Source organism: Micromonospora sp. NPDC003776 (genome assembly GCF_053605645.1).
Map to the genome: position 1 here is coordinate 1 of NZ_JBSGJR010000223.1, position 9,868 is coordinate 9,868.

At 74.0% G+C, this 9,868-nt stretch carries 8 protein-coding genes; 3 read left to right on the plus strand and 5 right to left on the minus strand.

Going from position 1 to position 9,868, the window contains the following annotated elements; all coding sequences use genetic code 11:
• Window positions 1–70: 70 nt before the first annotated feature.
• The 3 genes from ACWEVO_RS18925 to ACWEVO_RS18935 all read right to left on the minus strand — a co-directional run bounded on the left by ACWEVO_RS18925 (window position 71) and on the right by ACWEVO_RS18935 (window position 3,875).
• Window positions 71–727, minus strand: a complete 657-nt coding sequence (locus tag ACWEVO_RS18925) for a hypothetical protein (protein WP_452308835.1) — start codon at window positions 725–727, stop codon at window positions 71–73.
• Between the two features lie 13 nt (window positions 728–740).
• Window positions 741–2,525, minus strand: coding sequence for a DUF4012 domain-containing protein (locus ACWEVO_RS18930; RefSeq protein ID WP_452308836.1), 1,785 nt, complete (start codon window positions 2,523–2,525; stop codon window positions 741–743).
• 120 nt (window positions 2,526–2,645) lie between these two features.
• Window positions 2,646–3,875: a glycosyltransferase family 4 protein gene (locus tag ACWEVO_RS18935; RefSeq protein WP_452308837.1), complete on the minus strand. Its 1,230-nt coding sequence runs from the start codon at window positions 3,873–3,875 to the stop codon at window positions 2,646–2,648.
• 144 nt (window positions 3,876–4,019) lie between these two features.
• On the opposite strand from ACWEVO_RS18935, the gene ACWEVO_RS18940 reads away from it, so the two are divergent.
• A complete protein-coding gene (locus ACWEVO_RS18940) occupies window positions 4,020–4,574 on the plus strand; it encodes an arsenate reductase/protein-tyrosine-phosphatase family protein (protein WP_452308838.1) in 555 nt (184 codons plus the stop codon).
• On the opposite strand, the gene ACWEVO_RS18945 is transcribed toward ACWEVO_RS18940, so the two are convergent.
• A complete protein-coding gene (locus ACWEVO_RS18945; protein ID WP_452308839.1) occupies window positions 4,555–6,006 on the minus strand; it encodes a polysaccharide biosynthesis tyrosine autokinase in 1,452 nt (483 codons plus the stop codon). The genes ACWEVO_RS18940 and ACWEVO_RS18945 overlap by 20 nt on opposite strands.
• Window positions 6,007–6,192: 186 nt before the next feature.
• Here ACWEVO_RS18945 and ACWEVO_RS18950 point away from each other — a divergent pair, with 186 nt between their 5' ends.
• Both ACWEVO_RS18950 and nhaA read left to right on the plus strand, forming a co-directional pair.
• Window positions 6,193–8,046 carry a polysaccharide biosynthesis protein gene (locus ACWEVO_RS18950; protein ID WP_452308840.1) on the plus strand — a complete coding sequence of 618 codons (1,854 nt, stop codon included), beginning with the start codon at window positions 6,193–6,195 and terminating at the stop codon, window positions 8,044–8,046.
• Between the two features lie 155 nt (window positions 8,047–8,201).
• Window positions 8,202–9,512 carry a Na+/H+ antiporter NhaA gene (gene nhaA, locus ACWEVO_RS18955; protein ID WP_452308841.1) on the plus strand — a complete coding sequence of 437 codons (1,311 nt, stop codon included), beginning with the start codon at window positions 8,202–8,204 and terminating at the stop codon, window positions 9,510–9,512.
• Window positions 9,513–9,534: 22 nt separating this feature from the next.
• Here nhaA and ACWEVO_RS18960 read toward each other — a convergent pair whose 3' ends face one another.
• Window positions 9,535–9,738: a hypothetical protein gene (locus ACWEVO_RS18960; protein ID WP_452308842.1), complete on the minus strand. Its 204-nt coding sequence runs from the start codon at window positions 9,736–9,738 to the stop codon at window positions 9,535–9,537.
• Between the last annotated feature and the right edge of the window lie 130 nt (window positions 9,739–9,868).

Consider the following 9,868-nt stretch of genomic DNA (forward strand, 5'->3'; position numbering starts at 1 on the left):
GGGGGGCCCAGCGCGGGGCCGCCCGCCGGCCCGCCGCGGGCGATCCGGGCCCTGCCCGGCGATTGTCGGGTCAGCGCGAACCGGTCCCGAAGCGACGCCGCCAGGCCAGCGAGAGCAGCACCAGGACCGCGCCCGCGCCGGCGAGGCCCCCACCGAGCTTCAGCGGCGTGCTGAGGCTGGCACCGGTCACCGGAAGGCCCCCGCCGTGGTGCGGTGGCCGCGTCGGCCGCGGCGGGAGGACGATGCCGGTGGCGGAGGCGGTGTCCCCCGAGGTCTGCCCGGTGGCGGTGAAGGTGTGGCGCCCGGGCCGGTTCGGTCGGTAGGGCACCGTGAACGAGCCGGTTCCGTCGGCCTGCACGGTGAAGTGCAGTGGAGCCGGCTGCCCCGAGTGCGTCGGCTGCGGATAGGCCACCGGCGCCAGCGCCATGGCGCTGCCGTCACTGCGCCGCGCCGTCCCCTGCGCGGGGGCGGCGGCGGGCAACGCGGTGATGATGACGTCGATCGTGACCGTCTCGTTCGGCGCGAAGTCGGTGCCGTGCAGGGTGAAGGTCTCGCCGAGGGTGATGGTGGTCGGCTCGACGGCCAGCTGCGCCGTCGGCGGCACGTACGGTGGCTGGGGCTGGCCGGCCGTCGGCGAAGGTTGCGGCTGCGCCGCCCCCGCCGCGGTCGGCACGGCCGCCACGGCCAGGCCGACCGTGAGCGCCATGATGATGCGGGATAGCCGCATGATGGATTCCCTCCTACTGTTCACAGCTTGGTGCGGAAACAACTTGGGTGGTCCATGGGGTGACAGTGGGGGTGAGGACGAGCTCCGGCGTACCGGTGCCGGTCGTGCCGCTGAGCAGCGTGAGGTCGAGGGTCCGGGTCTTCCCGGGCCGCACGTCCACGGTCGCGACCGTCACCTGGCGGCGCCGGTCCGTCCCGCTGCCCATGGCGGCGGTCTCTCCGTCCAGCCGGCCGCCGAGCACCACTCCCCCGGTCGGGCTGTAGACCGACACGAGGGTGCGGGCGGTGTACGGGTTCCCGGACATGGCCAGCCCGGTGACCGACCTGCTCAGTCCGGACCCGGGCGCGGTGGAGTGCACCGTGATCCGCAGCCGCAGTTCCCGCCGGCCGTCCGACCGGCAGTCGCCGGCCGTCAGGGTCGCCGAGAACCGGAGGTAGTAGCCGAGCTTCGCGCCGCTGCCGTCGTTGAGGAACACGCCGACCGTCGGCACGGTGTCCTTCTCCGGAAGCTTCCCGGCCAACCGGCTGTCGCCCAGGACACGCTCCTCCTCCGGATGAACACTCCAGAACAATAACCGTCTTTCAGTGACAGAACGGTCGAAAACGGACAATAGTGCGCGGGCGTCGGTCGTCTTCGTGAAGAGCGCGTCGAAGACCGCCGCCGCGGCGGCCGCGAAGTACTCGTCCTGCGCCTTGGTGCCCAGGTCGCGGTAGGCGTCACTGAGCAGGCTGCGCACCGCCGTGCCGCCCGAAAGCGCACCCCGATCCGGCACCCGCACCGGACCGACGACGTTGAGCAGGTACGACAGCACCACGGGGTCCACCGCCAGCACGCCGTCCACGGTCGTCCCGGTGCGTCGGCGGACCATCTCCCGGTAGAGCGCGGCCGCGGCCGGGAAGTCCGGGGCGAGGTTGACGTCCGCCGGGAAGATCCCGGGCAGATCGCTCCAGAGCCGGCGGACCTCGGCGCTGACCGGCAGCGGCGGATTGAACTGGCTCAGGCTGCCGCTGGTCCCCTGGTCGGTCATCCGGACCCGGCCACCCTCGGCCCGGATCACCGCGTACGCGCCGAACATGCCGCCGGTGGACCGCAGCTCGGCCGGGTTCTGCGACACGAGCAGGTAGCTGCGCGGGCCCTCGGCGCCCAGTAGCGACGGCAGCAGTCGGGCGCCCTGGTCCGCGGCGGCGGTCAACCCGCCGAGGCGGTCCAGTTCGATCCGGAGCCCGAGGAGGGCCTCCCGCACCTGCCCGACGAGATTTCCGGTCGGCACCGCGGCCAGGCGCCCGGTGCACCGCCGGACCGCCTGATCGGCGGCGGAGACCTCGGCCGAGACGGCCCGCAACCGGGCCAGGTCGAGACGCCCCTCCCGGGGAACCAGCGAGGCGAGGTCGATCCGGAGCAGCGTGGGGAAGGCGAGCCGGGCGAGGTCGTCCACCGCGATCGCGATCTCCCGCACCGCCGTGATGTCGTCTCCCGCGTACGGGGTCCGCCGGGCGAGCCACCAGGCGGGGTCGCCCGTGGCGCTGCGGGCCGCGCCGGCCTGCTCCTGCAGCGCGGCGAGGGTCCGTTGCGCCCGGCCGGCGTCGCCGCCGACCACCTCGACGCTGAGCTCCCTGGCCAACCCCGCGGCGTTGAGCAGGTGGGCCCGGGCCCGCCAGCCCCGGAAGCCGACCCAGCCGCCGCCCGCCAGCAGCAGCGAGACGACGACCAGACCGGCGAGCAGGAGGCGTCGTACGCGGATCCGGCGTCGCCGCCGGGAGCCGCGCCGAGACCGGCGCATCATCCCGCTGTCCGTCACATCGCTCTCCCCACGTCAGTCAGCCGAAAGGGTGTAATGGCTGTCTAACACAATGAGGTACGCTATGTGACGTTATCGGGCTGTTTGTTCCTCGTGTCCGTTTCTGAGTTGGGTTCGCCGCTACCGCCCGGCCCGCGCGCTCCCCGCCGAGACCTCGTGGAGCAACTGCTCGATCCGGTCGACCCCGGCGCGCAGCGACATCTCCCGCAGGTAGACGTCCCGGCCGCGCTGGCCCATCTCGACGCGCGCGGCGGCCGGAATCGCCGAGGCCAGCCAGAACCGGTCCGCCAACGCGGCCCAGTCCTCCGGCGGGCAGGAGAGCCCGGCCCGGGCCCGCTCCACCAGGGCCACCGTGTCGCCACCGGCCGAGGCCACCACCGGGGCGGCGCAGGAGAGCGCGGCCTGCAGCTTGCCCGGCACCGTGCCGCGCAGCTCGGGCAGGTCGCGCAGCATGACCAGCTGGTAGTCCGCCGCCGCGTACAGCTCCGGCATGTCCAGCGGCGAGCGCCGCTCGACGAACCGGACGTTCTCCGCCCGGAGCTCGGCGGCGAGCCCCCGCACCCGCCGCTCCTCGGCTCCGGAGCCGACCATCACCAGATCCATCCGGTCCCCCAGGGCGGCCGCCGCGCGCACCGCGGTCTCCAGGCCCTGGCGTACGCCGATCGTGCCCGCGTGCATCACCACGCAGCGGCCGTCCCGGCGGATCAGGCGCTCGGCCGCCCGGCTCGGCTGGGTCGGCCGGAAGATGCGCTCGTCGGTCCAGTTCAGCACCACCCGCACCCGCGCCGGATCCGCCCCGGCGGTGCGCACCAGGTCCCGCATCGAGGGCGCGGTGACGGCGACCGCCCCGGCCTCCTGGTAGAGCCGGCGTACGGTGGCGTCGAGCCGCCCCGGCCACGGCCGGGTCTCGCCGGAGCGGACCGGCTGCTCCTCCGACCACACGTCCTGCACGTGCAGCACGGTGGGCACCCGGCCGAGCAGCCGCAGCAGTCCGGCGGCGGCGAAGGTGACGGCGGGGAGCTGGAAGACGTACAGGGCGTCCATGTCACCCAGGTAGCGGCGACCCGCCAGGGCGACGCTGCCGGCGAAGGAGAGCCAGCTGGCCATCCGGGCGCGGGGCGACCGGTCGCCGCCGGCGTACCGGGGCACCCGCCGGACGGTCAGCCGCTCGCTGTGCGTCTGGTGCCGCCACCGCTGTCGCCAGCCCGGGTAGACGTGCCCGCCCGGATAGTCCGGGAAGCCGGTCAGCACGCGCACCTCGTGGCCGCGGGCGGCCAGCTCCTCCGCGAGGCTCCCCGGGATGAACGCCGGTTCGGGCGGGAAGTGGTAGGACAGAATCCCGATCTTCATGGTCGCGCTCCTGGCGCGGCATCGCGGCGTCCGGTCGGACGCACCCCGTACGATGCCCGCATCCCCTCCGTGTCCGGCCCTCGCGGCCGGCTCCGTACCGTCGTGGCGAACCGCGCCGCGACCGCGCCGACGAGAGGGGTGCAGATGGTCGACGAGGTCCTCTTCGTCTGCCACGCCAACATGTGCCGGTCGCCGATGGCGGAATACATCGCGCGCCGGCTCCTCGCCGGCCAGCCGATCGGCGTGGCCAGCGCGGGCACGGACGCGGTGGACGGCGCCGCCATGCACCCGTACGCCGTCGAGGTGGCCGCCGGGAACGGCGCGGACCCCGCCGGCTTCCGGACCCGCCGGCTGCGCGCGGAACACCTGCGGGCGGCCACGCTGGTGCTCACCGCGACCCGGCGCCAGCGCTCGGTCTGCACGTCGCTGGCGCCGGCCGCGCTGCACCGGACGTTCACGCTCCGCCAGTTCGCCCGGCTGGCCGCCGCGGCCGAACCCCCCGCGGCGCACAACGGTTCCCCGCTGCGCGCCGCGGTGGAGGCGGCCGCCCTCGCCCGGACCCGGCTGCAACCCGCGGGCCCGGACGCGGACGACCTGCGCGACCCGATCGGTGGCCGGCCCGCCGCCTTCCGCCGCTGCGCGGAGGAGATCGAGCGGGCGCTGCGACCCGTGCTGGCGCTCATCGGGTCAGCCGGGTGAGTTCCTGCGTACGGTCGCCGCCGGAGCGCCCACCGCGGCGGGCGACACCGGCCCGGTCCGTCGGGACGGACGGCGGCGCGGGCGGGAGGACCACCTTGTACGCCTCGTACTGGTAGGCGTCGGCCTTCGCCACCTTCGCCATGTTCAGCACGCAGCCGAGCAGCCGGACCGAGACGGAGCTCAGGGCGCGGGCGGCGGCCGCCACCTGGCTGCGTGAGGTACGGCCCTGCTGGGTGATCAGCAGCGCCCCGTCGGCCTGCACGGCCACCACCACACCGTCGGTGACGGCGAGCAGCGGCGCCGTGTCGATGACCACGATGTCGGCCGACTCGCGCAGCGCCACCAGCAGATCCGCCATCGCCTTGGAGCCGAGCAGCTCGCTCGGGTTGGGCGGGGTGGCTCCACTGGGGAGCACGAGCAGCGACTTGTCGCCCCAGCGCTGCACCACGTCGCCCACCTGGACGTCGCCGACCAGGACGTCGGTGAGTCCGACCCCGCCGTCGAGGCCGAGGTAGTCGGCGACCTTCGGCCGGCGCAGGTCGGCGTCGATGAGCAGCACCCGCCAGCCGGCCTCGGCCAGCGCGATGGCGGTGTTGCACGCCATGGTCGTCTTTCCCTCACCCTGCAACGCGCTGGTGACCGCGATGACCCGGGCCGGCTCGTGCACGTCCACGAAGCGCAGGTTGGTGCGCAGCTTGCGGACCGCCTCGGCCCGCGGCGAGTTCGCCGCTTCGCCGACGATCAGCGGGGAGTTCTTGGCCCCGGACTCGAACGGGATCTCGCCGAGCAGTGGGCTGCCGGTCACCCGCTGGAGCGCGGCGGCGTCCCGCATCCGCACGTCGGCCATCCCCCGCAGCACCGCCAACGCCGCCCCGAGCAGCAGGCCGAGCACCCCGCCGAGGACCAGGTTGCGGACCGGCTGCGGGGAGACCGGGCTGGCGGTGACCCGGGGGCCACTCACCACCTCGAGCTTGATCGGCGGCGCCTGGCCGTCCGGCGGCGTCTCGACCTTCTGCACCAGCTCGACGAACTTGGTCGCGAGGGTCTCGGTGATCTTCAACGCCCGGGTCTGGTCGGTGTCGGTGAAGGTCGCGGTGAGCAGCACGGTGCCGACCTCGGTGCTGGTGGTGATCCGCCGGCGCACCTGGTCGGCGGTGAGGCCGAGCGGGTTCTGCGCCACCACGCTCTGCGCCAGCCGGTCGCTGGTGAGCAGGTCACCGTACGACTTCACCCGCTGCTGCAGAAAGAGCCCGCCCTGGTACGCGTCGGAGACCCCCTGGCTCGGGGTGGTGACGAAGAAGGTGGCGGAGGCCTCATACCGGGGTGGGGTGCGGACCGTGATCGCGGCCGCCGCACCGAGGGCGGCCATCAACGTCACCAGCACGATCCACCAGTGGCGCCGGACGAGATGCAGGTAACCGAGAACGTCCATCACGTTCCCCCTCGCGACACGCCGGTCAGACCATCAAACTGCACGAAAACCCCCTAAAACGCCCACTGCCCGTGTCAGGATCCAAACCGCTCATACATGACAGAAGTGACCCAAAGAATGTAAACGACCAGAGCCCGCTCTAACCGCAAATCCTCCCATTCCGGGACCGCACGTAGAGGGCATCCAATGGAACGCGAACCTGCCGCCGACGACGCCGCACGGCCCCGCACCCGCGTCACCCGCCGGGCGACCACCCTTTCCCTGTTAACGCTGGACACGGCCGCCTGGTGCGGGGGCTTTCTGGGTGCCGTCTGGACCCGCTACGAGTTCGACCTGACCGCCGCGGCCTGCGCCCGCACGCTGGTCGTCGCGCTCGCCTGCGCCGTCGGGTACGGCGTGGTCACGGTGCTGCGGTTCCGCACCCACGGCCGGCACCCGCTCGGCAGCGCCGGCGAGGCCCGCGAACTGGGCTGGCGGGTCGGGCTCGCGGCCCTGGTGGCGCTGCTCGCCGTGCTGCCCTGGAGCCAGCGCCCGGTGCCGGCCACCACCCCGCTGGTCGGTGGCACCGTGGCCTTCGTGCTGATGGCCGCCGGCCGGGCCACCTGGCGGGCCCGGCGGGAACGTGACCGGCGACCGCCCCGCACCGCCGAGCGCTGCCTGGTCTACGGGGTGGACGCGGCGAGCGAGCGGCTGGTCCGGGTGCTCCTCGGCGACCCACGCAGCCGGTACCTGCCGGTCGGCCTGCTGGACGACGACCCGGACAACCGGGACCTGCGCCTGGACGGGCTACGGGTGCTGGGCGGCCGGGAGCAGATCGACGGGGCGATCCAGGCCACCCGGGCCCGTACCGTGATCTTCTCGTTGAGCGGCTCGAGCCCGGAGCTGCTGCGCGACGTGCGGGGCCGCACCCTACGGGCCGGCGCCGCGTTCAAGGTCCTCCCCCCGGTGCGCGAGCTGCTGGACCGGCCGGTCGCCGTGACCGACGTGCGCGACGTGCAGCTCACCGACCTGCTCGGCCGGGCCCAGCGGGTGGCCGAGCTGACCGTCGAGCGCAGCGGGCTGACCGGCCGGCGGGTCCTGGTGACCGGGGCCGGCGGGTCGATCGGCTCGGAGCTGTGCCGCCAGATCGCCCGCTGCGAGCCGAGCGAGCTGATGATGCTGGACCGGGACGAGTCGGCGCTGCACGCGCTGGAGATGTCGCTGTACGGGCGGGCGCTGCTGGACGGGCCGGAGCTGATCCTGGCCGACATCCGCGACGCCGAGGGAATCGCCCGCATCGTCGCCGACCGGCAGCCGGACGTGGTCTTCCACGCGGCGGCCCTCAAGCACCTCACGATGCTCCAGCGGCACCCCGGCGAGGCGGTCATGACGAACGTCCGGGGCACGCTCAACGTGCTGGAGGCGTGCCGCGACGTCGCCGAGTTCGTGAACATCTCCACCGACAAGGCGGCCAACCCGGTCAGCGTGCTCGGCTACTCGAAGCGGATCACCGAGCGGCTCACCGCCCACTACGCCGCGCAGCTCGGCGGGGCGTACCTGAGCGTCCGGTTCGGCAACGTGCTCAGCAGCCGGGGCTCGGTGCTGACCGCGTTCCAGGCCCAGGTGCGGGCCGGGCTGCCGATCACCGTCACGGACCCCGAGGTCACCCGCTACTTCATGACCGTGCAGGAGGCGGTGCACCTGGTGCTCCAGGCCGCCAGCATCGGGCGCGGCGGCGAGGCGCTGGTGCTCGACATGGGCGAGCCGGTCCGGATCGCGGACGTCGCCCGCCGGCTGGCGGCCGAGGCCGACCGCCCGGTCGACATCGTCTACACCGGTCTGCGCCCCGGCGAGAAGCTGCACGAGCACCTGTTCGGCGCGGACGAGCGGGACAGCCGACCGCTGCACCCGCTGATCTCGCACGTGCAGGCGCCACCGCTGGACCCGGAGGAGGTACGCGGCCTCGACCCGTACGCCGACCCGGACGAGCTGGTGAAGCGGCTGGCGGCACTCTGCGAGAACACCGGGGCGGCGCTCAGCACGGTGCCCGGCCAGCGCTGAGGGCGGCGCCGGTGGGACGCGCCCGATCCAACTGGTGAGAGAAGCGTCCCAGCGCTTCACCTCGCAGGCACCCGCCGGGCCTGGATAGGGTCGGTGGTGGTGTGCCGGGAAGTCTGGTCGGCAGTCCCGTCGCCGACCCCTGAGGTGGACACCGCATGACCAACCACCACCCGCCCACCCACCGATCCGAGCGTCTGCTGTCCCGGCGATCGTGGCCGGAGGCGCGTTTCCTGGCCGACGTGCTGCGCACCGAGACGGTCGGCGGTGGCCTGCTGCTGCTCGGGGCCGTGGTCGCGCTCGTCTGGGCCAACTCCCCCTGGCGCTCCGGGTACGCCGAACTCGGCGACTGGGTGCCCTTCCCCGGCGCGCACCGGCTCCACCTCGACCTGAGTCTCGCCGCCTGGGCCGCCGACGGCCTGCTGGCGATCTTCTTCTTCGTGGTCGGGCTGGAGCTCAAGCGGGAGTTCGTCGCCGGGGACCTGCGGGACCCGCGGCGCGCGGCGCTTCCGGTGGTGGCCGCGATGGGCGGCATGGTGCTGCCCGCCCTCTGCTACGTCGCGGTGGTGCTCACCGCCGGCGGGGCGGGGCTGCGGGGTTGGGCGATCCCCACCGCCACCGACATCGCCTTCGCCCTCGCCGTGCTGGCGGTGGTCAGCTCGCACCTGCCGCAGGGCCTGCGCGCCTTCCTGCTCACCCTCGCGGTGGTGGACGACCTCTTCGCGATCGTCATCATCGCGGTCTTCTACACCGCCGACTTCCATCCCCTGCCGCTGCTCGGGGCGCTGCTGCCGATCGCCGCGTTCGCGCTGATCGTGCAGCGGCGGCGGACCTGGTGGTGGGCGCTGCTCCCGCTCGCCGGGGCGGCCTGGGCGCTGGTGCACGCCTCCGGGGTGCACGCCACGGTCGCCGGGGTGCTGCTCGGCTTCGCCGTGCCCGTACTGCCGTCCCGCACCGGCCGGCCGGGGCTGGCCGAGCGGCTGGAGCACCGCTGGCGGCCCATCTCCGCCGGCCTGGCGGTGCCGGTCTTCGCGTTCTTCGCCGCCGGCGTGTCACTGGTCGAGGTGGACCTGGGCGGCGTGCTCACCGATCCGGTGGTGATCGGCGTGGCCACCGGGCTGGTGCTCGGCAAGACCCTCGGGGTGTTCGGCTCGACGTTCCTGCTCGCCCGGTTCACCCGGGCCGAACTGGACGAGGAGATCACCTGGGCCGACCTGTTCGGGCTGGCGCTGCTGGCCGGGATCGGGTTCACCGTGTCGCTGCTGATCGGCGAGCTGGCCTTCGGGGCCGGCAGCGCCGCGGACGAGCGGGTGAAGGCGGCCGTCCTGCTCGGCTCGGTGATCGCGGCCGTCCTGGCGTCGACGGTGCTGGCCCGGCGCAACCGGGTCTACCGGCGGATCTCGGCTTGGGAGAGCCGGGACAGCGACGGGGACGGCGTGCCGGACGTCTACCAGGAGGAGTCCGCGTAGGCCCGGCACGCCACCTCCGGGATCAGCGCCGTCGGCGGGCGCGCTCCTCCTCGGTCCCGTCGGTCTCCTCCTCCACCGCGTCGGCGTACGGGTCGAGGAGGTCGTCGCCCGGCACCGCGACCGCCTCGGCGCGGTCCTGCTCGTCGGAGCGCCCGCCGGGGGGTGGCTCGGGGGCGGTGCCCGCCCCGGCGAAACCGTACTCGTTGGGCTCGTCGTGCCTGCTCATGCGCGGGACCTCCCGGTCGTCCTGGTTCACTCTCGGCGCTCGCGCCGGAACGCGGGCACGGGTGTTCATACCCAGCGACGCCGGCCACGATCATCGAAAGCGGGGATTCCGCCGCCGCGACCACGGCGGC